Source organism: Tsukamurella hominis (assembly GCF_965137015.1).
In the GTDB taxonomy this organism is placed as follows: domain Bacteria; phylum Actinomycetota; class Actinomycetes; order Mycobacteriales; family Mycobacteriaceae; genus Tsukamurella; species Tsukamurella hominis.
This window is the reverse complement of the sequence record NZ_CBCRZG010000011.1, coordinates 97969-122924: the sequence shown is the minus strand read 5'-3', so window position 1 is coordinate 122924 and position 24956 is coordinate 97969. Positions and strand designations below refer to the sequence as shown.

The 24956-nt window shown below is 72.1% G+C and carries 26 protein-coding genes and 1 pseudogene; 14 read left to right on the top strand and 13 right to left on the bottom strand.

Annotated elements, in window-relative coordinates; translation table 11 throughout:
* Nucleotides 1–42: 42 nt before the first annotated feature.
* A complete protein-coding gene (gene ctaJ, locus ACM9LD_RS15220; RefSeq protein WP_068526454.1) occupies nucleotides 43–300 on the top strand; it encodes an aa3-type cytochrome oxidase subunit CtaJ in 258 nt (85 codons plus the stop codon).
* On the top strand, nucleotides 287–769 hold the full coding sequence (locus ACM9LD_RS15215) for a DUF5130 domain-containing protein (protein ID WP_415677450.1): 483 nt from the start codon (nucleotides 287–289) through the stop codon (nucleotides 767–769). Before ctaJ ends, ACM9LD_RS15215 begins: the two co-directional genes overlap by 14 nt.
* Nucleotides 770–843: 74 nt before the next feature.
* Here the strand turns inward: ACM9LD_RS15215 and ACM9LD_RS15210 are convergent, their stop codons facing one another.
* On the bottom strand, nucleotides 844–1167 hold the full coding sequence (locus tag ACM9LD_RS15210; RefSeq protein ID WP_415677449.1) for a YchJ family protein: 324 nt from the start codon (nucleotides 1165–1167) through the stop codon (nucleotides 844–846).
* A 96-nt stretch (nucleotides 1168–1263) separates the two neighbouring features.
* Here ACM9LD_RS15210 and ACM9LD_RS15205 point away from each other — a divergent pair, with 96 nt between their 5' ends.
* Nucleotides 1264–1725, top strand: a complete 462-nt coding sequence (locus ACM9LD_RS15205) for a nuclear transport factor 2 family protein (protein WP_415677448.1) — start codon at nucleotides 1264–1266, stop codon at nucleotides 1723–1725.
* A gap of 60 nt (nucleotides 1726–1785) precedes the next feature.
* On the opposite strand, the gene pepN is transcribed toward ACM9LD_RS15205, so the two are convergent.
* Nucleotides 1786–4353 carry an aminopeptidase N gene (pepN, locus tag ACM9LD_RS15200; protein ID WP_415677447.1) on the bottom strand — a complete coding sequence of 856 codons (2568 nt, stop codon included), beginning with the start codon at nucleotides 4351–4353 and terminating at the stop codon, nucleotides 1786–1788.
* Between the two features lie 177 nt (nucleotides 4354–4530).
* On the opposite strand from pepN, the gene ACM9LD_RS15195 reads away from it, so the two are divergent.
* Nucleotides 4531–5160, top strand: a complete 630-nt coding sequence (locus tag ACM9LD_RS15195) for a mycothiol-dependent nitroreductase Rv2466c family protein (protein WP_415677446.1) — start codon at nucleotides 4531–4533, stop codon at nucleotides 5158–5160.
* 297 nt (nucleotides 5161–5457) lie between these two features.
* Here the strand turns inward: ACM9LD_RS15195 and ACM9LD_RS15190 are convergent.
* Nucleotides 5458–6519 (bottom strand): annotated as a pseudogene (locus ACM9LD_RS15190) (M48 family metallopeptidase); the annotation flags it as partial.
* Nucleotides 6520–6830: 311 nt separating this feature from the next.
* Here ACM9LD_RS15190 and ACM9LD_RS15185 point away from each other — a divergent pair.
* The 6 genes from ACM9LD_RS15185 (at nucleotide 6831) to ACM9LD_RS15160 (ending at nucleotide 10788) form a co-directional block, all read left to right on the top strand.
* Nucleotides 6831–7313, top strand: a complete 483-nt coding sequence (locus ACM9LD_RS15185) for a ribose-5-phosphate isomerase (RefSeq protein WP_415677445.1) — start codon at nucleotides 6831–6833, stop codon at nucleotides 7311–7313.
* A gap of 46 nt (nucleotides 7314–7359) precedes the next feature.
* The gene (locus tag ACM9LD_RS15180; RefSeq protein ID WP_415677444.1) at nucleotides 7360–8160 is read left to right on the top strand and encodes an Fpg/Nei family DNA glycosylase; all 801 of its coding nucleotides are present in this window, start codon (nucleotides 7360–7362) and stop codon (nucleotides 8158–8160) included.
* Nucleotides 8161–8242: 82 nt separating this feature from the next.
* Complete coding sequence (locus ACM9LD_RS15175) at nucleotides 8243–9238, top strand: PE-PPE domain-containing protein (protein WP_415677443.1); 996 nt, start codon at nucleotides 8243–8245, stop codon at nucleotides 9236–9238.
* Nucleotides 9239–9255: 17 nt separating this feature from the next.
* Entirely contained in the window at nucleotides 9256–9531 is a 276-nt protein-coding gene (locus ACM9LD_RS15170) for a DUF3618 domain-containing protein (protein ID WP_146562340.1), read from the top strand.
* Between the two features lie 5 nt (nucleotides 9532–9536).
* Nucleotides 9537–9935 carry a hypothetical protein gene (locus ACM9LD_RS15165; RefSeq protein ID WP_415677442.1) on the top strand — a complete coding sequence of 133 codons (399 nt, stop codon included), beginning with the start codon at nucleotides 9537–9539 and terminating at the stop codon, nucleotides 9933–9935.
* 52 nt (nucleotides 9936–9987) lie between these two features.
* On the top strand, nucleotides 9988–10788 hold the full coding sequence (locus ACM9LD_RS15160) for a hypothetical protein (RefSeq protein WP_415677441.1): 801 nt from the start codon (nucleotides 9988–9990) through the stop codon (nucleotides 10786–10788).
* A gap of 4 nt (nucleotides 10789–10792) precedes the next feature.
* Here the strand turns inward: ACM9LD_RS15160 and metA are convergent, their stop codons facing one another.
* From metA to ACM9LD_RS15145, 3 genes are all read right to left on the bottom strand, one after another.
* Entirely contained in the window at nucleotides 10793–11707 is a 915-nt protein-coding gene (metA, locus tag ACM9LD_RS15155; RefSeq protein ID WP_415677440.1) for a homoserine O-acetyltransferase MetA, read from the bottom strand.
* A gap of 63 nt (nucleotides 11708–11770) precedes the next feature.
* Nucleotides 11771–12442, bottom strand: a complete 672-nt coding sequence (locus tag ACM9LD_RS15150) for a hypothetical protein (protein WP_415677439.1) — start codon at nucleotides 12440–12442, stop codon at nucleotides 11771–11773.
* Nucleotides 12439–13014: an HhH-GPD-type base excision DNA repair protein gene (locus ACM9LD_RS15145; protein WP_415677438.1), complete on the bottom strand. Its 576-nt coding sequence runs from the start codon at nucleotides 13012–13014 to the stop codon at nucleotides 12439–12441. Before ACM9LD_RS15145 ends, ACM9LD_RS15150 begins: the two co-directional genes overlap by 4 nt.
* Before the next feature lie 100 nt (nucleotides 13015–13114).
* On the opposite strand from ACM9LD_RS15145, the gene ACM9LD_RS15140 reads away from it, so the two are divergent.
* Entirely contained in the window at nucleotides 13115–13906 is a 792-nt protein-coding gene (locus ACM9LD_RS15140; RefSeq protein ID WP_415677437.1) for a crotonase/enoyl-CoA hydratase family protein, read from the top strand.
* A 39-nt stretch (nucleotides 13907–13945) separates the two neighbouring features.
* Here the strand turns inward: ACM9LD_RS15140 and ACM9LD_RS15135 are convergent, their stop codons facing one another.
* A complete protein-coding gene (locus tag ACM9LD_RS15135) occupies nucleotides 13946–14614 on the bottom strand; it encodes a response regulator (protein WP_415677436.1) in 669 nt (222 codons plus the stop codon).
* Nucleotides 14611–15804: a sensor histidine kinase gene (locus ACM9LD_RS15130; RefSeq protein ID WP_415677435.1), complete on the bottom strand. Its 1194-nt coding sequence runs from the start codon at nucleotides 15802–15804 to the stop codon at nucleotides 14611–14613. The genes ACM9LD_RS15135 and ACM9LD_RS15130 overlap by 4 nt, the downstream gene beginning before the upstream one ends.
* Nucleotides 15805–15978: 174 nt before the next feature.
* Here ACM9LD_RS15130 and ACM9LD_RS15125 point away from each other — a divergent pair, with 174 nt between their 5' ends.
* Entirely contained in the window at nucleotides 15979–16131 is a 153-nt protein-coding gene (locus ACM9LD_RS15125) for a hypothetical protein (RefSeq protein ID WP_415677434.1), read from the top strand.
* 61 nt (nucleotides 16132–16192) lie between these two features.
* A complete protein-coding gene (locus ACM9LD_RS15120) occupies nucleotides 16193–17689 on the top strand; it encodes a cytochrome P450 (protein ID WP_415677433.1) in 1497 nt (498 codons plus the stop codon).
* Nucleotides 17690–17716: 27 nt separating this feature from the next.
* On the opposite strand, the gene ACM9LD_RS15115 is transcribed toward ACM9LD_RS15120, so the two are convergent.
* Genes ACM9LD_RS15115 through speB form a run of 4 tightly spaced genes read right to left on the bottom strand, consistent with a single transcriptional unit; the run spans nucleotide 17717 to nucleotide 22642 of the window.
* The gene (locus ACM9LD_RS15115) at nucleotides 17717–19417 is read right to left on the bottom strand and encodes a flavin monoamine oxidase family protein (RefSeq protein WP_415677432.1); all 1701 of its coding nucleotides are present in this window, start codon (nucleotides 19415–19417) and stop codon (nucleotides 17717–17719) included.
* Nucleotides 19418–19440: 23 nt separating this feature from the next.
* Nucleotides 19441–20232: a carbon-nitrogen hydrolase family protein gene (locus tag ACM9LD_RS15110; RefSeq protein WP_415677431.1), complete on the bottom strand. Its 792-nt coding sequence runs from the start codon at nucleotides 20230–20232 to the stop codon at nucleotides 19441–19443.
* Entirely contained in the window at nucleotides 20229–21665 is a 1437-nt protein-coding gene (locus tag ACM9LD_RS15105) for an amino acid permease (RefSeq protein ID WP_415677430.1), read from the bottom strand. Before ACM9LD_RS15105 ends, ACM9LD_RS15110 begins: the two co-directional genes overlap by 4 nt.
* Nucleotides 21662–22642 (bottom strand): agmatinase, encoded by a 981-nt coding sequence (speB, locus tag ACM9LD_RS15100; RefSeq protein ID WP_415677429.1) that lies wholly within the window; start codon nucleotides 22640–22642, stop codon nucleotides 21662–21664. Before speB ends, ACM9LD_RS15105 begins: the two co-directional genes overlap by 4 nt.
* A 138-nt stretch (nucleotides 22643–22780) precedes the next feature.
* Between speB and ACM9LD_RS15095 the strand changes: the two genes are divergently transcribed.
* A complete protein-coding gene (locus ACM9LD_RS15095; protein ID WP_415677428.1) occupies nucleotides 22781–23341 on the top strand; it encodes a helix-turn-helix domain-containing protein in 561 nt (186 codons plus the stop codon).
* On the opposite strand, the gene ACM9LD_RS15090 is transcribed toward ACM9LD_RS15095, so the two are convergent.
* The gene (locus ACM9LD_RS15090; RefSeq protein ID WP_415677427.1) at nucleotides 23338–24954 is read right to left on the bottom strand and encodes an FAD-binding protein; all 1617 of its coding nucleotides are present in this window, start codon (nucleotides 24952–24954) and stop codon (nucleotides 23338–23340) included. The two genes, ACM9LD_RS15095 and ACM9LD_RS15090, sit on opposite strands and share 4 nt — an antisense overlap.
* Nucleotides 24955–24956 lie beyond the last annotated feature (2 nt).

The window sequence follows — 24956 nt, the reverse complement described above, 5'->3', positions numbered from 1 at the left end:
AGTGCCGTCGGGCGTCCGACAGAGTAAGGAAAGGGGCCCACAGTGAGCTTGCTCAACATCGTCGGCGGGATCACCGTCGTCGCGACGATCGTGATCGTCGTCCTGTGTGTCATCTCGATGGCCACCGGCCGCAACGAGAAGTACCAGCAGCCGGGCGAGTACAAGCTCGGTGAGCCGTGGACCCGCGAGCCCATGCTGTTCAGCGCGGTCGACGAGGCTCCCGTGGGCCCGCACGGCGCGCACCACGGCGACCATGACAACGAGAACCTGATCGGGGGTGCCGCTCGTGGCAAGTGGTGACCAGACGCAGACCGTCGCCGTTCCGCAGGGCGAGCTTCCCATCGGCACGGCCATCACGTCGAGCGGCCGTATCTCGGCGGCACGCCAGGCGAGCGACAGCCCGGCCAACCCGCCGTTCTCGCGCGAGGAGCTGATCGGCCTCGACGAGGCGCTGATCCGCGCGACCCGCGACGCCAACGCCCGGTTCTCGGTGTACATCGGCGACCTGGGCGACGACGCCCACGCCGGCGCCGAGGCCGTGCTCCGCCAGGCGCCCGAGCCCGAGTACGCCGCGCTGATCGCCGTCTCCCCGAACACCCGCGACATCGTGGTGCTCACCGGCAGCGGCGTCGCCGACCGCCTGGGCGACAAGGTCGCGCAGCTCGGCGTCACCGCCGCGATCCCGCCCTTCCAGGCCGGCGATCTCATCGACGGCCTCATCGCCGCCCTGCGCGTCATGGCCTCGGCCGTGAAGCCGCCCACGGCGTAACCCGCGACTCGACGCGACGAGCCCACCGGATCCGTTCCGGTGGGCTCGTCGTGTTTCTCGTGGTGGTGCCGAGCCTACGCGGGGAAGTCGCCGTCGACGTAGAACCACCGGCCGTCCTCGCGGACGAAGCGGGAGCGCTCGTGGAGGACGCCGTGCGCGCCGTCCGCGACGTACGTCGCCCGGAACTCGACGATGCCCGTGTCGTCGTCCGCGCCGCCGGCGACGGTGTCGACGATCTGCAGGCCGCGCCAGCGCACGTCCTCGTCGAGCTCGAGCTCGGCGGGACGGGTGCTCGGATGCCAGGACGCGAGCAGCCAGGCGATGTCGCCGTCGCGGAACGCCGCGAACCGGGATCGCATCAGCGTCTCGGCGGTCTCCGGTCTGTGGTGTGCGTCCATCCGTGCAGCGTACGGCGATGGTCATCACGTTGTGCGCGGCGCCCGATCGTGTTCTGATCGAATCAAAGTATTGAAGTTTCAATGATTGGACACGGCATGAACCTCAACCGGACGATCCGCAACGCCGTCGCCGCGGTGCTCACGGTCGGCGCCCTGGTGCTCGGCGTCGCCGCCCAGGCGAGCGCGGCACCGTCGACCCCGCGCGAGGTCGTGACGGCCTTCTACACTGAGGGCTTCGTGCAGCGCGACATCGCCGGCGCGGCGCAGCGCTACATCGGCGACCACTACATCCAGCACAACCCCGAGGTCGCCGACGGCCGGGACGCCTTCGTGAAGGTCCTCGGGCCCGTGGTGAAGGACCCCAAGTACAGCACCTCGATCGTGCGCATCGTCGCGGACGGCGACATCGTCGTGGTCTACGCGAAGTCGGTCTACGACGGCAAGGCGCAGGCCGTGGCCGACATCTTCCGCGTCGCGAGCGGCAAGATCGTCGAGCACTGGGACGTCATTCAGGACGACCCGGGCAAGACCGTGAGCGGACACCCGTTCATCAGCTGAGCACCGCACACGACGGCGGCCCCGGGATCGAAGGATCCCGGGGCCGCCGTCGTACGGGCGTCAGGCGCGGTCGAAGGCGCGCGCCGCCAGGGAGCGGACGATGCCCGCGCGGCCCTCGAGCACCAGGCGGCGCAGGGCCGGGGGCTTGTCGCCCGCGAGCCAGGCGTCCGCGGCGGCCACGGCCTCGTCGGAGATGTCCCACGACGGGTACAGGCCCACGACCACCGTCTGCGCGACCTCGGAGGAGCGGCGGCCCCACACCTCGTCGATCGAGCCGAAGTAGCGCTCCGTGAAGGGCGCCAGCAGCTCGCCCTGGCCGGGCGCGACGATGCCCGCGGCGATGGCACGGGTCAGCGTGTTCGACAGCGAGTCGTCGCCGAAGACCTTCTCCCAGGCCTCCTCCTTGACCCGGATGTCGGGGCGGGCGGCCAGCGCGGCGGCGGCGGACCGCTCGCCGGCGGCGGTCGGGTCGCGCAGCACCTCGGCGTCGATCTCGTCGGTGCCCGCGACCCCGGCCCGCGCGAGCGCGGTCAGGAGGCGCCACCGCAGGTCCGTGTCGACGGTGAGCCCGGCCAGCCCGACGGTGGCGGGCTCGGCACCGTCGTACAGCGCCTGCAGCGCCTCGACCTCGGCGCGCCCCAGCGCCGACGCGGCCAGCGCGTTGACGAAAGCGAGCTGGAAGTCCGAGCCCGCCTCGGCATCGCGGGCCAGCCCGAGCAGGCCGGAGGCGAGCCGCTCGCGGCCCTCCGCGGCGGCCCAGGCGGGGTCTGCGTAGGACTCGACGGCCGTCTGCGCCTGCAGCACGACACGCTGGACCACGCCCACCTCGGTCTCGGCGCCGATGCCGCCGAGCACCAGCTCCACGAAGTCGCGGGCCTTCATCTCGGCCTGCCGCGTCATCTCCCAGGCCGCGGACCAGCCGAGCGTGCGGGGGAGCGAGTCGGCGATGTCCGCGATGCGGTTCGTCACCGTCGCCAGGGAGACCGGGTCCAGCCGCACCGAGCAGTAGGTGAGGTCGTCGTCGTTGACGAGCACCAGCTCGCCGCGGTGCACGCCGACCAGCTCGGGCACGTCGGTGCGCTCACCGGCGACGTCGAGCTCGACGCGCTGCGTGCGCACGAGCTTCCCGTCCTGATCCGCGTACACGCCCACGGCGAGGCGGTGCGTGCGCAGCTCGCCCGCGCCGGGCTCGGCGCCCTCCTGGACGATGGCGAACCGGGTGAACTTCCCGTCGCCGTCGACCTCGAAGTCGGGGCGGAGGATGTTGATGCCGGTGGTCTTGAGCCACTGAGCGCCCCAGTCCGAGAGGTCGCGGCCCGACGACGCCTCCAGCGCCCGCAGCAGGTCGTCGAACGTGGCGTTGCCGAACTTGTGCTCCACGAAGTACGTGCGCAGGCCGGCGAGGAAGGGCTCGAGGCCCACGTAGGCGACGAGCTGCTTGAGCACCGATGCGCCCTTGGCGTAGGTGATGCCGTCGAAGTTGACCTCCACCGCCTGCAGGTCCGGGATGTCGGCCGCCACCGGGTGCGTCGACGGGAGCTGGTCCTGCCGGTACGCCCACGACTTCTCGACGTTCGCGAAGGTCGTCCACGCCGAGGTGTACTCGGTGGCCTCCGCCTGGCTGAGCACCGACGCGAACGTCGCGAAGGACTCGTTCAGCCACAGGTCGTCCCACCAGCGCATGGTCACCAGGTCGCCGAACCACATGTGTGCCATCTCGTGCAGCACCGTCTCGCAACGCCGCTCGTAGAGGTACCGGGTGACCTTCGACCGGAACACGTAGTCCTCGAGGAAGGTGACCGCGCCCGCGTTCTCCATGGCGCCCGCGTTGAACTCCGGGACGAACAGCTGGTCGTACTTGCCGAAGGCGTAGGGGATGCCGAAGTTCTTGTGGTAGAAGCCGAATCCCTGCTTGGTCTCGGTGAACAACCGGTCGGCGTCCATGTACTCCGCGAGGCTCGCGCGGCAGAACAGGCGCAGGTCGATGGTGCCGTGCTCATCCGTGTAGGCGTCCGACCACACCGCGTACGGGCCGGCGATGAGCGCCACCAGGTAGGTCGACATCGGCTCGGTCGTGACGAAGGTCCAGCGGTGCGCGCCGGTCGGCAGCGGCTCCCGGGTCGCCTCCGCGCCGCCCGTCACCACGGTCCAGTCCGACGGTGCGGTGACCGCCACGTCGAAGACGGCCTTGAGATCGGGCTGGTCGAAGCACGCGAACATGCGCTTGGCGTCGGCCGTCTCGAACTGCGAGTACAGGTACACGGCGCCGTCGGTGGGGTCGACGAAGCGGTGCAGGCCCTCGCCCGTGTTGGAGTAGAAGAACCGGCCCGAGATCACGAGCTCGTTCTCGGCCGCGAGGCCGTGCAGTGCGAGCCCGCCCTCCTCCGTGTAGCCGGAGGTGTCGACGGGCCGCCCGTTGAGCGTGGCCGTGATGCCGCTGGCGATGAGGTCGATGAAGGTCTCCGCGCCCGGCGTCGCGGTGAACGTGATCGTCGTGGTCGACCCGAAGGTCTTCTCGCCGGGCGCATCCGCCCCGTCGGTCAGGTCCAGGTCGATCGCGTAGCGCGAGACGGCGACGGTCGCGGCGCGCTCGGCGGCCTGGACCCGGGTGAGATTGGGCGCGGACAAAGGGGACGCTCCTTCTGGACTCGGCGGACGGCGGAACCGGACGCACCGGCTCGACCCGTCCCACAATGCCACCCGGCGCCCCCGCGTGCCCGCGCGGGAAGCAGATCGGCGTGCGCGGTGTTGCACGGGGGAGCAGGATCTTCTTCACAAGTGACCGTCCCACGAGCAGGAGCCGAAGTGACCGATACCGCCCCGTCCACCGCCAAGGATCGCGTCGAGTTCTGGTTCGACCCGCTGTGTCCGTGGTGCTGGATCACCTCGCGGTGGATCCTCGAGGTCGAGAAGGTGCGCGACATCGACGTGCAGTTCCACGTCATGAGCCTGGCCGTCCTCAACGAGGGCCGCGACAACCTGCCGGAGATCTACCAGGAGCTGATGAAGACCGCCTGGGGCCCGGTGCGCGTCCTCATCGCCGCCGCGCAGCGCCACGGCGACGACGTGCTGCCGAAGCTGTACACCGCCATGGGCACCCGGATCCACAACGAGCAGAACAAGGATCTCGCCGTCGTGATCGCCGAGTCGCTCGCCGAGACCGGTCTCGAGTCCGACCTCGCCGCCGCCGCGAACAGCACCGACTTCGACGAGGCACTGCGCGCGAGCCACCACGCGGGCATGGACAAGGTGGGCGACGACGTGGGCACGCCCACCATCCACGTCAACGGCACCGCGTTCTTCGGGCCCGTGCTCTCGCGCATCCCGCGCGGCGACGACGCCGGCCGCGTATGGGACGGCGCCGTGCTGCTCGCGAGCTACCCGCACTTCTTCGAGCTCAAGCGCAGCCGCCACGAGGAGCCCGCGTTCGACTGACACCGCGAACGACGACCCCCGCGAACGACGAACCCCGCCGCACCGGCAACGGTGCGGCGGGGTTCGTCGGTTCGAGGGCTAGGAGCCGGCCGGCGGGTTCTCGTTCCTCCCCGGCTGCTCGGCCTGCCCGTCCGGGCCCTTCTCGGCCGGCGTGCCGGCGTCGCCCTGCGCACCGTGCCGCTGCGCGAAGTAGCCACCCTCCGGATACGGCTGCTGGGCGGGCGCGGGCTGGTCCGCCGGGCCCTGCGCGGGACCGTACGGGCCCGTCGGCACCTGGTGCACCGGCCCCTGCCCGACGGGGGCCGGCGGCAGCTGCCCGGGAGCGGGGGCCAGCACCTCCTGCGACGTGTAGGTCGGCACCGGGCCGGCCGGCACGACCGCGCCGCCACCGACGCCGCGCATCGGGCCGCTGGGGGCGAACCACAGCGAACCGGCCTTGGTGCGGTTGCGCAGCGCGGCCGCACGCCAGGTGAGCACGGGGTGCGATGCGGTGAGGTTCACCAGCCAGGTGAAGAAGCCCTTGTCGGTGGACGCGCGGTCGGCGAGCTGGTCGAAATCGACCTCCTTGCCGAGGTACTTGCCGGCGCCGAGGACGCCCATCCCGCCGGGGGTGCCCGCGGGCTGGTTGAAGTAGCCGTAGTTGTCGGCGGTGTACTCCTGTGAGCGGGACAGGGCTGCGCCGATCACGGGCAGATAGCTCATCGCGAAGGAGCCCACCTGCCGCCAGTAGGAGACGTGGCCCGCGGCGATGTGCCCGACCTCGTGGCCGATGATGTACGCGAGCGCGTCGGGGTCGCGGGCCTCGCCGCCGATCTCGAACAGGTCGCTGTAGACCACCACGAAGCGGCGGAAGCCGTGGCCCGAGGCGAAGGCGTTGATCTGGCCGTTGCCGATCACCACGAAGGCATCGGGGACTTCGCGCATGCCGTACCGCGCCGCGGCCTCGCGCACCATGCGGTAGCCCTCGGGGAACTGCGTGGGCGTCATCTGCACGCCCTGGACACGGGGCGACGCCCACGTCAGGCCTCGACCGAGCCACAGCAGGACCGGCACGACCAGCGCCAGCAGCAGGTACTCGTTCACCACGCCGAACGCGGCCAGGATCAGCGCGCCCCCGTAGATCAGCAGGGTCACCAGGATCACGATCACCAGCAGCGGGATCTCCCAGGGGTGGCGGCGCGGTGCCCCCGCGTAGGCCGGAGGCTGCGGCGCCGCCGCGACGGGCCCGCCCGGTCCGCCGGGGAGGTGGCCGCCGGGGAAGTGGGCGCCCGGGAAGTGGCCCGGGCCGAACTGCGGACCGCCGTGCGAGGGCGCCTGGGCGCCCAGGCCCGCGGTGACGGACGGATCGTGCGCGCCCAGCTCGGGCAGCGCGTGGTGCCCGCCGGAGTGGTGCCGCTCGGTCGGGAAGTCCGCGGCGGGGATCGCGGAGGTCGCCGCGTCGGACGGAGTCGCGGCCGGCTCCTCGGGCTGCACCACGGGGAAGAAGCCCGTGCTCGGCATCGTCGATTCGTCCGGTTCGGAGCTGAAGGCCCCGGTGCGGGCGGACTCGGTGGGGGAGGAGTCGCCCTGCGGCTCCCGGCCCGGTGTCTGCTCGGTGCTGTCATCCATGCCATCGAATGTAGGCTGTGCCGCCTTCGGATGCGCGCGCGGCGCGTGTCAGACTTGTATTCATGCGCGTTTACCTCGGCGGCGACCACGCCGGATTCGAACTGAAGTCCCAGATCGCTCGGCACCTGACGGCCTCCGGCCACGAGGTCGTCGACTGCGGCGCTCACACCTACGACGCCCTCGACGACTACCCCGCGTTCTGCATCGACGCCGCGAAGCGCGTCGTGGCCGACCCGGGCAGCCTCGGAATCGTGCTCGGCGGCAGCGGCAACGGCGAGCAGATCGCGGCGAACAAGGTGCCCGGCGCCCGCTGCGCCCTCGCGTGGAGCGTCGAGACCGCGCAGCTCGCGCGCCAGCACAACAACGCGCAGCTCATCGGCATCGGCGGCCGCATGCACACCGCCGACGAGGCTCTCGCCATCGTCGACGCCTTCCTCGCGACCCCGTGGTCGGACGAGGAGCGCCACCAGCGCCGCATCGACATCCTGGCGGAGTACGAGCGCACCGGCGTCGCGCCCGCCGTCCCCGGCGCGCCCGAGGCCTGACCGGCCCGGACCGCCCCGACTATGCCCGACCACGCCGGAGGCGTCAGTGCCTGAGGGGCACACCCTCCACCGGCTCGCCCTCGCCCACGACGCATTGTTCGCGGGCGAGGGCGTCCGCGTCTCCAGCCCCCAGGGGCGGTTCGCCCCGGAGGCGAAGCGCCTCGACGGCCGCGTCTTCGAGCGCGCCGAATCGTGGGGCAAGCACCTGTGGCACCGCTACGACGGCGGGCTGATCGTGCACGTGCACCTCGGCCTGTACGGGGCATTCACGGACTTCGGGGTGTCCGACGGTGCGCCACCTCCCATCGGGCAGGTGCGGTACCGCATCGTCGGGCCGCGTGGCGGCACCGACCTGCGCGGCCCCACCGCGTGCGAGGTCGTCACCGAGGAGCAGGTCGACGGTGTCCTCGCCCGGCTCGGCCCCGACCCGCTGCGGCCCGATTCCGACCCGGACGACGCGTGGCGGCGCATCGAGCGGTCGCGGCGGCCCGTCGGCGCGCTGCTCATGGACCAGAAGGTGATGGCGGGCGTCGGCAACGTCTACCGTGCGGAGGTCCTGTTCCGCGCCGGGATCGACCCGCACCGCGAGGGCCGGGACGTCTCCCGCGAGGAGTTCGACGGGATCTGGGCCGACCTGGTGGCCCTCATGCCGATCGGCGTCGAGCGCGGCCGGATGCACGTCGTCCGGCCCGAACACGACCACGGCGCACCGTCGTACGCGGAGGACCGGCCCCGCACCTACGTCTACCGGCGCACCGGTGAACCGTGCCGCGTGTGCGGCACACCGGTGCGGACCGAGGTGATGGAGGCGCGAAACCTGTACTGGTGCCCCACCTGTCAGAGCTGACCCCGCTGTTAGCTCGGACACATCACCGCTTTCTTAACATGGATTTCAGCTCGTTCTCATCCGCGGGCGCAAGAGTTGCCGCATGAACACGCTGACCGTCCACAGCAGGGCGGCCCGGCGACCGGCGGACGCCGGCCGGGCCCGGATCACCGTGCTCGCCGTCGGGGGCACGGGCGAATCCTGGATCGACGATCCCCGCACCGAGGTCACCGGCATGCTCAGCCACGTGGTGGCCGAGCTGGATGCGCGCTTCGCCTCCCGGTGGGTGGGCTACCCCGCGTCCTACGGGCCGGTGCCGGCGCGCGACGGCATCTCCTTCGCGGAGTCTGTGGCGATCGGCGTGGAGCGCCTGCTGACCGCGATCGCCGAGGCCGACGGCCCCGTCATGCTCATCGGCTACTCGCAGGGCTGCACCGTGGTCCGCCGCGTTCTGGGCGCGATGGCCGACGGTCCCGTGCTCGCGCCGCACGTCCTCGCCGCCGGGCTGATCTCCGACCCGGAGCGCCCGCACGGCAGCGACCCGGCCCTGTGCGGCTCCGGTGTCGCGGGCGACGGACCGTCGGTGCCCGACGGGGTGCCGCTGCACTGGATCTCCCATCCGCAGGACGTGATCTGCAACGCCAGCGTCGACTCGTTCGTCCGCGACATCGCGGACGCCACCGCGTACCTGGCCCTGCGCGACCTGGCGACGTGGGCGCCGCGCGCCGCGGGGGAGTACCTCGGGCACCGCTTCCAGAACGCCACGCGCACGGCGTTCGGCTCCCGGCAGTGGCGGCGGGACGTGGACCGGCTGCGCACCGCCGGGCGGGAGATCCTCGGCTACCTCCCGCGCGTGCAGTACCGCGGCCGCGACTACAACCTGCGCGGTAACCGCCACACCGCGTACGCCACCGAGCCGCTGGCGCGCCTGCGGCACGAGGACTACGAGCTGACCGGCTGCCAGCTCCTGGCGCAATGGCTGCAGGTCCAGGCCACGTTCGCCCTTCCGGCGGAGCCGGATTCCGGCCACCGGGCCCCGCAGAGCGGTGCGGCGGCGGCCGCTGGTCTAGAGTCGGGGAAGTATCTGCAGGCGGGCTGACCCGGAGGAAGAGCGAAGTGGCACGTGACACCGAGAGCATCGAGCGCGACATCGAGCGCGCCCGGGAGCAGCTGGCGGCGACGCTGGACCAGCTGGGGGAGCGCGCGGATCCGCGCAAGCTCGCCGAGCAGGCGCAGCAGTCGGTGGTGGCCACCGTGACGAAGCCGCCGGTGCTGGCCGCCGCGGCCGGTGTCGCCGTGCTGGCCGCCCTCGTCATCGGCTCGCGCTTCAAGCGGGCGCGCCGCGAGAAGCAGCTGATCCGCGCGATCGCCGAGGGCAAGATCTCGCTCTGACCCGCATGGATCGCACGAATCGAGGCGGCGCCGGCACCGGCGCCGCCTTCGTCGTCTCCGGACTCCTCGGAGCCGGTATGCTCGCCGGCTGCGGCGGCCCCGCCGCGGGCCCCGTCGCGCTGCCCGCGGGCTTCCCGGCGCAGCAGGTCCCGGTGGTCGGCGAGATCCGGAAGGTCGAGACCATCGAGGTCGGGCACGCGATGTGGCGGGTCACCGTCGAGGGGCGCGACACGGTGGCCGCGGCCCGCGCACTGCTCGCGGCGGGCCTGGTCTCCGTCGCGCCCGACGTGCCGCTCGACGCCGGCCGCATCGGCGCGGTCTACCGCGGCCACGGCTTCACCGTCGGGATCTCGGCGAACGACGGTGACGTGACGTACGTCGTGAGCCCCACGCCCGGCGTCTGACCTCAGGGATTCTCCCGATTCCGCCATCGCGGATCGGCGCTACGCTGGATCCATGGAGTTTCCGAAAGCACTGCTCGCCCCTGCCCGGGTCGGGCTGGCCGCGGCGGGCCTGGGCCTCGCCGCCGCCGAGACGTCGGTCGGTGTCGCGCGGGACGTCGTGGCGATGGCCGCCGACAAGGTCGATCCCGGTTCGGGCGACGGCACCCGGCACGAGAACCTGATCACCGCCGCGCAGCGCGTTCCGCACATCGTGCACCGCGTCTCCGACCTGCTCAGCGACGACGGGGCGATCCATCGCGTGGTGGGCCCCGGCGGCGCGGCCGACCGGGTGGCGGACCTGTTCGACGAGGGCGGGCCGGTCGACCGCGTGATCCGGCCCGACGGTCCGCTCGACCGGGCCACCCGCGAGGGCGGCATCGTCGACGCCTTCACCGCCGAGGACGGCGTGGTGCAGAAGCTCGCGGAGGTGACCGAGGCGATGAACAAGCTCACGCCGACGATCGCCGCGATGGGTCAGAGACTGGGCGACATCGAGACCGTGGTCGGTGCCGCGAACACCGTCGCCGAGCCGGTCACGGATCTGCTGTCGAGTCTGCCGAAATTCGCGCTGCGCACCGCGAGCGAGGTCGCGAAGGCGGCCCAGCCGACCCGGCCGCGTCCCGCCCGGGTGGTGGCCGCGCCGCCCGCGGTCGCCGCGCCGCCCGCGGTCGCCGTGCCGCCCGCGGTCATGCCGCCGACGGTCGTCGTCGTCCCCGTCGTCGAGGCGGAGGCGTCGGAGGTGCAGGCCGAGTCGGCCGCGCACGGGCCCGAGGCGCCGGCGCCGGACGACGGCGCGGCGACCGAGCAGGCCTGAGCGGCTACGCGCCGTCCGGGTCGAACGGCGTCTCCTGGTAGACGCAGTAGTTCAGCCAGTTGCTGTAGAGCAGGTTCCCGTGGCCGCGCCAGCGGTTGCGCGGGAGCTGCGCGGGATCGTCCTCCGGGAAGTAGTGCGCGGGCGGCGCGACGGGCAGGCCCTGTTCGCTGTCCCGCGCGTACTCGCGGGCGAGGGTGTCCGCGTCGTACTCCGGGTGGCCCGTGACGTAGACCTGGCGACCGTCCCGGCTGGCCGCGAGGTACACGCCCGCCTCCTCGCTGACGGCCAGCACGTCGACGTCACCGGTCGCGGTGACGTCGGCCGCGTCGACGTCGGTGTGCCGCGAGTGCGGGGCCAGGAACTCGTCGTCGAAGCCCGTCACGACCGGCGACCGCGCGTCGGTGAGCCGGTGCGGGTAGACGCCGGAGAGCTTCTGCGGCAGTTCGTGTTTGCCGACGCCGTAGTGGTGGTACAGCGCTGCCTGGGCGCCCCAGCAGACGTGCAGGGTCGACTGCACGTTGGTCCGCGTCCAGTCGAGGATCCGGGTCATCTCCGGCCAGTAGTCGACGGCCTCGAAGTCGAGCCGCTCGACCGGCGCCCCGGTGATGATGAGGCCGTCGAAGTGCTGCTCGGCCACGTCGTCGAACGTGGAGTAGAACGAGTCGAGGTGCTCCGACGCGGTGGTCCGCGAGACGTGGCTGGCCATGCGCAGCAGGGTCAACTCGATCTGCAGCGGGCTGTTGCTGAGCAGGCGCAGCAGCTGCGTCTCGGTGGTGACTTTCATCGGCATCAGGTTGAGGATGGCGATGCGCATGGGGCGGATGTCCTGATGCCCCGCGCGGTCGTCGGACATGACGAAGACCTGCTCCGCGGCCAGGACGGCCCGGGCTGGAAGGTCGTGGGGCATGGTGACGGGCACGCGACCAGCCTAGTTCAACGACGGTGCCGCCCGATTCCGCCGGGGCATCGGAACGCGGCGCGACTACGTGTAGGACTTCGCGCAGATCGTGTAGACGGGGTCGTCGAAGAAGTAGCTGCGGTCCCACTCGCCCGAGCAGCGTCCGGAGTCCTTGAGGCCGCCCACCACCGAGACCACGGTGATCGTGCCCGGCGCGCCGCACTGCCCGGCCGCCTTGATCCACGTGCCCGGCACCGGGGCCGTGTAGCAGTAGTTGACGTTGAGATTGGGCGTGAGGCAGTACCAGAGGCCCCTCGCGATCGAGGTCTGCTCGGCGCGGCACTTCTGCCCGGCGGGCATCACCTGCGTGACCTTGTACGGCGAGCCGCCGTCGTCGCAGTTGCCGACCTTCGGCGCCTCCGGTACGTCGTAGAGGCAGTCGTTGATGCGGAAGACCGCGCCCGCTCCGGTCGTCGCCGAGGCGGTGTCCTTGCCCGGATCGGCGCCGTTGGAGTCGCTCAGCAGGGCGGCCACCACGATGGCGGCGATGAGCGCGACGACGGACGCGACGGCGACGAGGGCCAGGATCACGTTGCGGCTCGAGTTCGGCTTCTGCGGCGGGGTCGGGGGAGGGCCGCCGGGCACCTGGCCCGGTGCGGCGGGGCCGCGCGGCGGGTTCGGGAGCGGGATCGCCTGCGAGTAGGCCTGCCCGGGCTGATTCGGGTTCTGGTCGCCGTACGGGCCGGGGCCGGTCATGCGCCCGCCTTCTTCGCCGCCGCCTTCATCTCCTTCTTGTGGGCTCGCACCTTCTGGAGGGACTCGCCGTCGACGACGTCGGCGACGGACCGGTAGCCGGCCTTGCCGTAGTCGCCGACCGCCGTCGCCCAGCCGCGCGGCTTCACGCCGAGCTGCTTGCCGACGAGCGCGGCGAAGATCTTCGCCTTCTGTGCGCCGAAGCCGGGGAGCGCCTCGATCCGTTTCACCAGATCGGCGCCGGACGCGGCCTCCGTCCAGATCCGCTCGGCGTGCCCGTCGTACTCGTCGACGACGATCTGGGCGAGGGTCTGCAGGCGCGCGGCCATGGCACGGCCGTACCGGTGGATCGCGGGCGGCGTGGTGCACAGTTCCTCGAACCGGACCGGGTCCGCGACCGCGATGTCGCGCGGGTCGATACTGCCGAACCTGTCGAGGACCTTCCACGGGCCCGCGAACGCGCGTTCCATCGGGAACTGCTGATCGAGAAGCATGCCTGCGAGCAGCGCGAACGGATGCTCCGAGAGCACCGCGTCCGACTCGGGTTCCCCCGTGATGTGCAACGTGACCGCCATGAGCGCCACTTTACTTCAGCCGTGCCTTCCCATACGGGGACCGACGCGGCGGCTAGGGTTGCAGAAGACGGCCAAGGCGAGGCGAAACGAGGAGAAGCGGATGTCGAACATCGACTACGAGGTGCGCGACGAGGTCGCCCATGTGCGGATCAACCGGCCCGAGAAGCACAACGGCCTCACCCTGGACATGATCGACGACCTCGCGAAGGCCGCCGACCGCGCGAAGAACGACCGCTCGCTGCGTGCCGTGATCCTCTCCGGCGAGGGCAGCTCGTTCAGTTCCGGCCTCGATTTCGCGTCCGCGGGCAAGGAGCAGCGCCGCCTGCTCATGAACTTCGTGCCCAAGCGCATCTCGGCCGCCAACAACTTCCAGGCCGCCGGCTGGGCGTGGCGCAGCGTGCCCGCGCCGGTCATCGCCGTGGTGCACGGCCACTGCTACGGCGGCGGCCTGCAGATCGCGCTCGGCGCGGACTTCCGCTACGCCTCCAGCGAGGCGGACTTCTCCATCCTCGAGGCCAAGTGGGGCCTCATCCCCGACATGTCGATCTCGGCGTCCATCGCGCAGCTCACCACCATCGACGTCGCCAAGCGCCTCACCATGACCGGCGAGATGTTCTCCGCGAAGCAGGCGCTGGACTGGGGCATCGTGACCGGTGTGTCCGCCGACCCGATGAAGGACGCCCTGGAGCTGGTGGAGAAGCTCAAGGAGCGCTCGCCCGACGCGGTGGCCGCGTCGAAGGCGCTGTTCGAGAACACCTGGTACAGCGGCTCGCGCCTGTCCTTCCCCGTCGAGCAGGCCCTGCAGCTGGGCCTCATCCGCGGCAAGAACCACGTGATCGCCCGCACCGCGGCCGCCAACAAGGAGAAGCCGGTCTTCATCGAGCGGCAGTAAGCACTCTCCACCCGTTCTAGCGCGTCAGGCGCCGGGCCGTCAGCCGCCGGGCCGGACGATTCCGTGATCGAACGCGAAAACTATCGCTTCCGCGCGGTTGCGCACGCCGAGCTTGGTGAAGATCGAGCCGATGTGGCTCTTCACGGTGACGATCGAGATCACCAGTTCGGCGGCGATGTCGTCGTTGGACAGCCCGCGGCCGACGAGCTCGAGCACGTCCACCTCGCGGGACGTCAGGCGCGTCGCCTCGCCCGATGGTGCCGCCGGCGCCGGTGCGGCGGTGCGGTAGGTCTCGAGCACGCGGCCGGTGACCGCGGGGTCGAGCACCGCCTCGCCGCCGGCGACGAGCCGCACCGCGCGGATCAGCTCCTCCGCGGGCGAGTCCTTCAAGACGAATCCGGACGCGCCCGCGCGAAGGGCCTCGGAGAGCAGGTCGTCGTCGCGGAAGGTGGTGAGCACCAGCACCGGTGGCGCGCCCGCGGACGCGGTGAGGCGCCGGGTCGCCTCCATCCCGCTGACCCGCTTCATCCGCAGGTCCATGAGCACCACGTCCGGTGCGGCCGCGGCGACGGCCGCGGTCACCTCGTCGCCGTCGGCGCACTCGCCGACCACCTCGAACCCGTCGCGGCGGCGCAGGATCCGGCGCAGCCCGAGGCGCACGAGGTCCTGGTCGTCCACGAGGAGCAGTCGGATCGGTCGGTCGGTCACGGTCGTTCTCCTTCGATCGAATCGGTTGCGCCGGAACCGGTCCCGGTCGGGAAGGATGCGTCCACCAGCCAGGTGCCGTCGACGGGGCCGGCGCTGAGCGTGCCGCCCGCGCTCTCCACGCGCGCCCGCATGCCCGTCAGCCCGGATCCCCCGGGGGCGCGCCGGGCACCGTCGGGCACGGGGCACGAGACCCGGACGCCGAGCCGGCCGGCCGGTCCCGGCCCGACGCGGACGGAGACCTGCGCGCCCGGCGCATGTTTCACGGCGTTGGCGAGCGATTCCTGCACCACCCGGAAGGCCGCGAGCCCCGCGCTCGCGGTGAGCTCGGTCGACGGTGCCCGGTGCTCCAGGTCCACGGCGAGGCCGGCGCGCTCGAACGACGCGACGAGTTCGGGGACGTCCGTGAGACCGGGCTGGGCCGATCCGGCCCCGTCGGTGCGCAGCAGCTCGATGGTGGTGCGGATGTCCTTCATCGCGGAGCGGCCCTGGGTCTCGGCGTCCCGGAGGGCGTCGACGGCCTCGTCCCGGTCGTCGCCGGATTCGAGTGCCCGACGGGCTGCGGTCACGTTGAGCAGCACCACGGCCAGCGAGTGCGCCACCACGTCGTGCACCTCGCCCGCGATGGTCGCGCGATCCAGGGCGATCCGCGACGCGTGGGCGTCGCGCTCGGCGCGGAGCAGTAGCAGTTGGTTCTGCAGCAGCTGCCCGACGGCGGCGCCGAAGCAGACGGTGAGCGCGATGAGCCAGGCCTGGTGGATCGCGCCGAGCAGGCCCGCGGTGATCACCACGGCCAAGTAGGCCACGAGGTGCGCCACCGTCACCCGCAAGGGCGTCACGGCCGCGACCTGGGTGATGCCGAGGATCACGATGAGCGGCACCACGTCGAACGGCGTGGGCGCGCACCAGAACAGCGCGGAGGCGGTCAGGACGGCGATCGAGTGCGCGGTGAGGGAGACGCTGCCCTTGCGCAGGAGACTCGCCGCGGTGTGCACGAGCGACAGCACGACGGCCGCGGTGAGGAACCCCCACTGCGCACCCTGCGGCCCCGCGAGGTAGCGGGGGACCGCGGCCTCGACGACCAGCGCGAGCATCGCCGCCTCGGTGATCATCATGTAGTACGGCGGGTACTCGTAGCCGAGCAACTCGAAGTCCCGCCGGTACCGCGCCTCCAACCACCGCAGCCAGCGCATGGTGTGCATCGTAGCCGCGCGGGGCCGCCCGGTCGCCCACCCTGGGGCGGATCCGCGCGCCCGCCTCCGGGCGGACCCGGATTTCCTTCCTGGGCACGCTGACCTGCGCGGATCGGGTTCGTAGCGTCGAAGGCGACCCGGAACACCGACCGGGCACCGGAGAAGGAGAAGGCCATGATCACCGTTCTCGTCCTGGCAGCGTTCGTCCTCGCGATCCTGTGGCTCACCCACGATCGCGACGGCCTCGACTTCGGCGCGCGCGACATCCACCGCGCGATGGCCGCCCGGGATCGCCGGACCGGCCCCGGGGGCACCGTCGTTCCCTGACGATCCCGACGGCCCGCCCGCGCGCCGCGTTCGGCGTGCACAATCGACGTAGGAGGACGCCATGACCACGATCACACGAGCCTTCCGGACCGGTATCGGCACCGGGCTCGGCGGCACCGTCGCGCGCACCCTGTCCATCCCCGAGCCCGAATGGCACCTGCGCGATCCCGCGCGCCCGGGCCTCGACGGCCGCAACGCCGCCGAGGCGGGTCCCGTCGGCGCCGGGGAAGCCGCTGCCCTGCGCGCCGCCCCGTCGCTCCCGATGGGCCCGCTCCGGGCCTCCCTCAGCTACACGCTGCGCGAGGGCGATGTGACCTTCCGCGCCGCGGAGCGGTACGGCGACGTCTTCCGGTCCGAGTTCGCCGGCGGCCCCGGGCAGATCGTGATCGTGTCGAACCCCGCGCACGTCGCCTCGCTGATGTCGCGGCCCGACGAGGCGCCGTCCGCCACCCGCTTCTCGCCGCTGCGGCCCATCGTGGGCCCGGACTCGGTGCTCACGGCGCTCGGCGCGCGGCACAAGCAGCAGCGCGGACTGCTACTGCCGCAGTTCCACGGCCGGGCGGTCACCGAGTACCAGCGGCGGATCGACGCCGCCACCGCGCACCGCATCGACGAGTGGCCGACGGGCGAGCCGGTGGCCCTGGCGGACATCGGCCAGCAGATCACGCTCGACGTCATCATGTCGGCCGTCTTCGGGATCGAGGACGAGGCGGGTGCCACCGCCGCCGAGAGTGGGGTCCGCACGTCGATGATCCGGCTGCTGCAGCTCTCGACGCACCCGCTCGCGACCGCCGTGCAGTTGGTGAACGCGCGCAGCCCCGAGCCGCGGGGCGTGTTGAAGATGATCCTGCGTCCGCTCGACCGCGCCATCTACGCCGTGATCGCCGAGCGGCGGCGCGAGGGTGCCGACGGCCCCGACGGGGCCGGCCGCTCGGACATCCTCACCGTGCTCATGGCGGCCCGCGGCGACGACGGTGCGCCCCTGGCGGACAGCGAGATCCGCGACGAGCTGCTCACGCTGGTCCTCGCCGGGCACGAGACGACCTCGAACTCGGTGGCGTGGACCTTCGAACGGCTCACCCGCAACCCCGAGGTGTACCGCCGCTCCGTGGAGGCCGCCCGCTCCGGCGACGACGCGTACATCGAGGCGCTCATCAACGAATCGATGCGCAACCGCCCGGTGGTACCGGTCGTCGCGCGGGAACTGCTGTCGGACTGGCGGTTCGGGCCGTACGTCGTGGAGCGCGGCGTGATCGCGCTGGTCTCGATCCTGCTTCTGCACCACCGCGAGGACCTGTACCCGCGGCCCTACGCCTTCGACCCCGACCGCTTCCTCGGCGTGAAGCCCTCGCCGCAGAAGCTGATGCCCTTCGGCGGCGGCACCCGCCGTTGCCTCGGCGCCGGCCTGGCGATGGCCGAGTTGCGGGCGGTGATCACGCAGATCCTGCTGCGCGTCGATCTGGCGATGACCGACGCGCCCGCCGAGCAGCCGCGGCACCGCAACGTCACCATGATCCCCGCCGACGGGGGCGTGGTGACCGCGCTGCGCCGCGACTGACCGCGCCGACCGATCTCGCGACCGACCTCAGGCGCGCGCGCCCCGCTCGTCGCCGAGCCGGACCGGGGCGATGTCGGCGAAGACGTCGCCCGGCCCGGGGTTGGTCTCCGCCGTACCCCCGCCGAGGTGGTGCACGACGCCCCAGACCGCGTTGAGCGCCGTCTGCAGCGCGCCCTCGGCCCACCCGGCGGTCCACGAGATGTCGTCGCCGGCCAGGAAGAAGCCGCGGTGCCGCGGGTCGAGGGTCTCCTGCATGAAGTGGGTGTACAGCCGCTCCTGGTAGCGGTAGTGCCCGGGCAGGTTCGCCTTGAAGGCGCCCATGAAGTACCGCTCCGTCTCCCACGAGACCGTCTTGGGGGTGGCGATGATGTGGCTGCGGATGTCGACGCCGGGGTAGATCTCGCCGAGCGACTTGAGCATGAGGTCCAGCCGCGCGTTCACGTCCAGCGGCAGGACCTTGAGCGAGTCGTCGGACCAGGTGTAGGACAGGCAGATCACGCCGGGCCGGTCGGGCCCGTGGTCCAGGAGGTAGGTGCCGCGGCTCATGCGGTCGGTGAGTGTCATGGACATCGTGTCGCGGCCCGTCGCCGGGTCGACGTCGCGCCAGAAGGGGCGGTCCACCAGGGCGAAGACCTTGGAGCTGCCCATGTAGTGGGTGCGCTCCACCGCGGTCCAGTGGTCGATCGGCAGTAGGTCGTCGTCGCAGTCGATCGTGTTGAGCAGCATCCACGCCTGGCCGGTGAAGACCGCCGCCGGGAAGGTGCGGGTCTCGCCCGCCGCGTCGGTCAGGGTGTACGCCGGGGCGCCGCCGGGGCCGGCGGTGCGCCGGATCGCGGTGACCGCGGGACGGTGCGCGCCGTCGTTGAGGTCCCGGACGGACCGCGCACCGTCGAACGGGCTCTCCCACAGGTGCTTCGGCAGCCGGTCCGCGCCGCCGACGATGCCGCGGTGGTGGTCGTCGGCCGCGGTGCAGGTGACGCGGAGGATCTCCAGCATCGAGTTGGGGTAGTCGGTGTCCCAGCCGCCCGTGCCGAATCCGACCTGCCCGAACAGCTCCCGGTGCGCGAACGAGCGGAAGTGCTTGGAGGCGGTGAGGAAGCCGTAGAAGGTCTGGTCGTCGAGTTCCTCCACCAGGCGCGACCACACGGCGCGGATGCGCGGGACGTCGCGCGCGCGGATCGCGTCCTGCAGCTCGGCGGCGTCGGCGTAGTCGGCGAGCGTCGCGTCCCAGGCGCGGGCGACCTCGGCGAACTCGGGCGGGAGATCGGCGGTGGTGCGGGCGTAGTGGCTGCGGCCCTTGAGGTCGATGACGGTGCTCGGCGTCGCCTCGGCGAGGGGGTTGGGGAAGGCCTCGGTCTCCAGACCCGCGAGGTCGAGGTAGTGCTGCAGCGTGGTCGACGACGGCGGGAAGCGCATGGCGCCCATCTCCGCGACGAGGTCGTCGGCGTAGCCGTCGAAGCGCTCGCTGCGCATCCGCCCGCCGATCCGATCGGCCTCGTAGACCACGGGTTTCAGTCCGAGCCTGGCCAGCTCGTAGGCGGCGGTCAGCCCGGCGAGCCCAGCACCGATGACGGCGACCTCGGTGCCGCGCACCTCGTCGGGCACCGTACCCAGGCCGTCGGGGTGCGCGACCCAGTCGTCGTAGGCGAAGGGGAAGTCGGGCCCGAACATCGTCAGGGGAGCGTCGGAGGCGGACGGTTCGTGGGCGGGCATGGCGGGCTGGGTCATGTGGGCTCCTGGGGTGGCGGGGCTCAGTACAGGTCGGTACGCCGGTCGCGCAGGTAGGTGTTGGCGATCCGCGCCGCGCGCAGCGCTTCGAGGTCGGCGGTGAAGACGAGCAGTTCCTCGTCGCGCCCGGCCCGGGCCACGACGTCGCCGTCGGGTCCCGCGGCGGTGCTCAGGCCGCAGTACTCGAGGGAGGTCTCGCGGCCGCAGTGGTTGGTGTAGGCGATGTACAGCTGGCTCTCGAAGGCGCGGACGGGCACGACCTGTTCCGCGATGCGGCCGAACGGCTCCATCAGTCCCGTGGGGATCAGGAGCAGGTCGGCGCCCGCGTCCGCCTGGGCGCGTACGGCTTCGGGGAACTCCACGTCGTAGCAGATGAGGAGCCCGCACCGCAGGCCGCCGAGGTCGAACTGCACGGGCAGCTCGCCGCCCGGCGCGAACATCGCGCGGTCGAGCTCGCCGAACAGGTGCGTCTTGCGGTAGTGCGCGAGCTCGGCGCCGTCGGGCGCGACGACGGTGACGGCGTTGAAGACGGTGCCGTCGTCGAGCTCCGGGTAGCCGGCGACGATCGCGACGCCGTGCCGGCCGGCGATGCCCGCGATCGCCGCGTGGTATTCGCCGCCGCGCGGGCGGGCGAGGGCTCGTGCGGCCGTTCCGATGTCGTAGCCGGTCACCGACATCTCGGGCGTGACCAGGATCTGGGCTCCCGCGGCGGCCGCGCGGGCGGCGGCGCCGTCGATCGCCGCCAGGTTCCGCGCGACGTCGGGCTCCGGACCGAGGCCCTCCGGCCCCTGGAACATCCCGACGGTGACCGTCATCGCGCGTCCTTCGCGAGGTCGACGTCCTGCCGCAGCCGTGAGTGCTGGTAGCCGTAGGCGAAGTACACCGCGAGGCCCACCGCGGACCAGACGGCGAAGGCGATCCAGGTCTGCACCTCGAGCTGGAGCATGAGGTAGATGCAGAAGCCGATGCCGAGCACCGGGATCAGGGGGAACAGGGGCGTCTTGAAGCTGCGAGGCAGATCGGGGCGGTTGATGCGCAGCAGGATCACACCGACGTTGACCAGCGCGAACGCGAACAGCGAGCCGATCGACGTGGCGTTCGCGAGTTCGCCGAGGGGGACGAAGCCCGCGAGCACGGCGATGATCACGCTCACGATCACGATGTTGCGGACCGGCACGAAGGTGCGGGGGTTGACCTTGGCGAAGACGCGAGGGACCAGGCCGTCGCTTCCCATCGTGTAGAGGATGCGGGTCTGCCCGTACATGACGGCGAGCACCACGCTGGCGATCGCGATCACCGCGCCGATGGAGAGGATCACCGCGGGCCAGGTCTGGCCCGTGACGTCCGTGAGGATCTTCGCGAGGGACGCCTCGGTTCCGCCGAACTCCTGCCAGGGCATCGCGCCGACCGCCGCGAGCGCGACGAGGCAGTAGAGCACGGTGATGATGCCGAGCGAGAGGATGATCGCGCGCGGCAGGTCGCGGGTGGGGTTCTTCGCCTCGTTGCCCGCGGTCGAGGCCGCGTCGAATCCGATGTAGGAGAAGAAGACCATCGCCGCCGCGGCGGTCATCCCGTCGACGCCGAAGGGCATGAACGGGCTGAGATTGCCGGACTTGAAGGCGGTGAAGGCGATGGCGCAGAAGAAGACCAGGACGCACACCTTGAGGACGACCATCGCCGTGTTCAGGCGAGCGCTCTCGGTCGCGCCGCCGACGAGCACGAGGCAGGCGAGGGCGACGATCACCATGCTCGGGATGTTGACGATGCCGCCGTCGCCCGGGGGTGCGGCGATCGCGGTCGGCAGCTCGATGTCGAAGAGGGTGCGCAGGAGCTCGTTGATGTACTGGCCCCACCCGACGGCGACGGCGGCCACGGAGACGCCGTACTCGAGGAGCAGGCACCAGCCGCAGACCCACGCGAAGAGCTCGCCGATGGTGGCGTAGGCGTAGGAGTACGAGCTGCCGGAGACGGGGATGGTGCCCGCCATCTCGGCGTACGAGAGCGCGGAGAACAGCGCCGTGACCGCCGCCAGGATGAAGGCGACGATGACGGCGGGCCCCGCCTTGGGCGTCGCCTCGCCGAGGATGACGAAGATGCCGGTGCCGAGCGAGGCGCCGATCGACAGGGCGGTGAGGTGGCCGAGTCCCATCGAGCGCTTGAGTTGCGGGCCCTCGTGCGCGGCGGCGCTGTCGGCGAGGATGCGATCGACGGACTTGCGGGCGAGGAGACTCTCGGTGAAGGTGCTCATCGGGCGTTCACCGCGAGCACGGACAGCAGCTCGTACGCCACGTGGGCGGCGGCGACGCCCGTCAGTTCGGCGTGGTCGTAGGGCGGCGCGACCTCGACGACATCCGCGCCCACCACGTCCGTGCCGACCAGGGCGCGGAGCGTGTTCAGCAGCTCGCGGCTCGTCATGCCGCCGGCCTCGGGGGTGCCGGTGCCGGGCGCGTGCGCGGGGTCCAGCACGTCGATGTCGACGGAGACGTAGACGGGGCCGCCGGCACCGTCGGGCCCGGCGAGGCGCCGACGCATGCGCTCGATCACGCTGGCCAGGCCGTCGTTCTCGTAGTCGTCGGAGCGCACCACCTGGAAGCCGAGCACGCCGTCGGCGGTGAGGTCCTGCTCGCCGTAGAGCGGGCCGCGGATGCCGATGTGCATCGAGCGTTCGAGGTCGATCAGGCCTTCCTCGCTGGCCCGCCGGAACGGGGTGCCGTGCGTGTACGGGGCGCCGAAGTAGGTGTCCCAGGTGTCGAGATGCGCGTCGAAGTGCAGCACGGCGACGGGGCCGCGGTCGGCGGCGACGGCGCGCAGGATCGGCAGCGCGAGGGTGTGATCGCCGCCGAGGGTGAGCACCTTGGACCCGCCTCCGCGCAGGCGCGTGATCTCGGCCTCGACGGTCCCCAGCGCCTCGACGATGTCGAACGGGTTCACCGCGAGATCGCCCGCGTCGGCCACCTGGTGCACCGCGAAGGGCGAGACGTCCAGCGCGGGGTTGTAGGGCCGCAGCAGCTTCGACGAGGCCCGGATGTGGCCGGGGCCGAACCGCGCGCCGGGGCGGTAGCTCACGCCCGAGTCGAAGGGGATCCCGAGGACGGCGACGGCGGCACCGTCGACCTCGTCGAGGCGGGGCAGGCGGGCGAAGGTCTCCGGCCCGCAGTAGCGGGGGATGAGGCTCGCATCCACCGGTCCGCGGGGCTGAGAAGGGCGCTGGGTTTCGTCAGACACGGATGGATCCTCTCGCAGGGGCTGCTTTTGTGGGCCGGATCACATAGTGTGGGACGTCGACCGACTTGTCAACTCGAGTTTCCTGAAAGGAAACATCTGTTGGATGCCATTGCTGTGCGGGCGGATGACGTTCTCGCCGTGCCGGATCAGGTGGGCGCCGCGCTGAAGGCGGCACGCCGGGCCCGCCGCCTGACGCTCGCGGACGTCGCGGAGCGCATCGGCGTCACCAAGGGCTATCTGTCCAAGGTGGAGCGGGGCCTGGCGGCACCGTCGATGGCGGTGCTGGTCCGGTGGTGCGAGGCCCTGGAGGTCCCCGTCGGATCGCTCTTCGACGGTGGCGCCGCCGGCTCGATCGTCCGCGCGGGCGCCTATCCGCAGGTGCGTTTCGGCGGCGACGGCCTCGCGGAGTTCCTGCTGACCCCGTCGGGGGAGCAGCGGGTCCAGGTGTTGCTCAGTGACGTCGAGCCCGGTGGCGGGAGCGGCGACGAGGCTTACGCCCTCCCCGCCGAAGTGTCGTTCGTCCTGGTGCAGCGCGGCGAACTGCGGCTCGCGTTCCCGCCGGAGCCCGGCGTCGACCTGGCCGCGGGGGACGCCATGACCTTCGACCCGGGGCGGCCGCACACGTTCGTCGCGGGCCCCGACGGTGCCCGCGTCCTGTGGGTGATGGCCCCGGCGCTGCCCGCCGGGGAGCGGCGCTAGGCCCCGTCGAGCGCGGCGGACGGCGTGACGGCGGCGGCGCCCGCGCGCCGGCCCGAGAAGATGCAGTCGGCCAGCGAGAGGCCGCTGACGTAGGAGTTCGAGCAGATCCCCACGGCGGTGCGGCCCGCGGCGAACAGGCCCGGGATCGCGGTGCCGGCGTCGGTGCGGACCGCGCCGGAGTCCTCGTCGACGACCAGCCCGCCCAGCGTGAGCATCGGCATGGGGTAGGTCATCCGGTCGGTGAACGAGATGTCGAGCAGGGTGAACGGGGCCCTGGTTGCGGGCCGGCGGAGGTCGTCGGGCTTGCCGAACGGGTCCGGCCGGCCCTGCGCGATCGCCTCGTTGTGCGCGTCGACGGTGCGCCGCAGCCCGGCGGGGTCGACCCCCGCGCGCCGCGCGGCCTCCTCGACGGTGGGCGCGGAGACGCTGCCGATGCGGAGGAGGCGTTCGAACTGGAGCCGCTGGAACCACACGGTCTGCTCGCCGATCTGCTCCCGCACCCGGGCCGCGAGATCGGCGTCGACGAGCAGCCAGGCGCGGTGCCCCGGCGCGTCCGCGATCGCGGCGCCCAGGGCGGCGCCGTACCGGGACTCGTCGACCATCCGGCGCCCCTCCGCGTCGACGGCGAGCGCGCCGAGATAGCCGCTGGGCGGCGCGATGAACCGCCAGTTCGAGAGGGAGTCCATGCGGTCGGTGGCGCCGCCCGCCGCGATGCCCAGCCGGATGCCGCTGCCGTCGTCGCCGGCGGTGCCGAGCGGCAGGCCCTGTGACCAGGGGTAGCCCGGCGCGTGCTCGCCGACCATCGCGCCGTTGGCGATGAACCCGCCGGTGCTCAGGACGACGCCGGAGCGGGCGCGGATGCGGATCGGCCGGCCGTGGCGGCGTTCGATCCGGTCCAGCAGGCGCTGCATCGTCGCGCGTAGGCCCTGATGGTAGACACCGGGTTTCGCCGAGATCCGGGTGAGGAGGGCGAACCGTCGGCGGACCGCGGCGGGCGCGTTCTCGATCGTCCGCGCCTCGACGCCGACCACCCGCCCGTCCTCGAGGATCAGGCCGGTCGCGCGGGTGCCGGTGCGCACGCGGACGCCGTGCGCCGCGGCCGATGCGGCGAGTGGCCCGTAGAGCTTCTTGCCCGAGACGCCGGGGCCGTGGGCGCGGTGGCCGCGCTGCCGGGGCACCGCCGCGTCGCGGAAGCCGCCGGAGTTCTCGCTGCCGGAGAAGTACAGGTAGTAGTCGTCGGTGGGGTAGGACGTCTTGAACGGGCACAGTGACGGGTCGAAGGGCACGCCGTGGTCCATCAGCCAGTCGATCATCGCGGGCGACTGCTCGCAGAAGCGCCGCAGCGTCTCCTCCGATACGGCATCGCCGACCTCGAGGCGCAGGTAGGCGAGCATGTTCTCGACGTCGTCGGCGACGCCCGCCGCCCGCTGGATCCGGGTGCCGCCGCCGGCGTAGACGATGCCGCCCGACAGGTTCGTCGCGCCGCCGCCGAGATACCGATCCAGCGCCAGCACGTCGGCCCCGGCCTCGCGGGCCGCCAGCGCCGCCGCCGCGCCCGCGCCGCCGAATCCGACCACTACCACGTCCGCCGTCGCGTCCCAGTCCTGCGCCATGC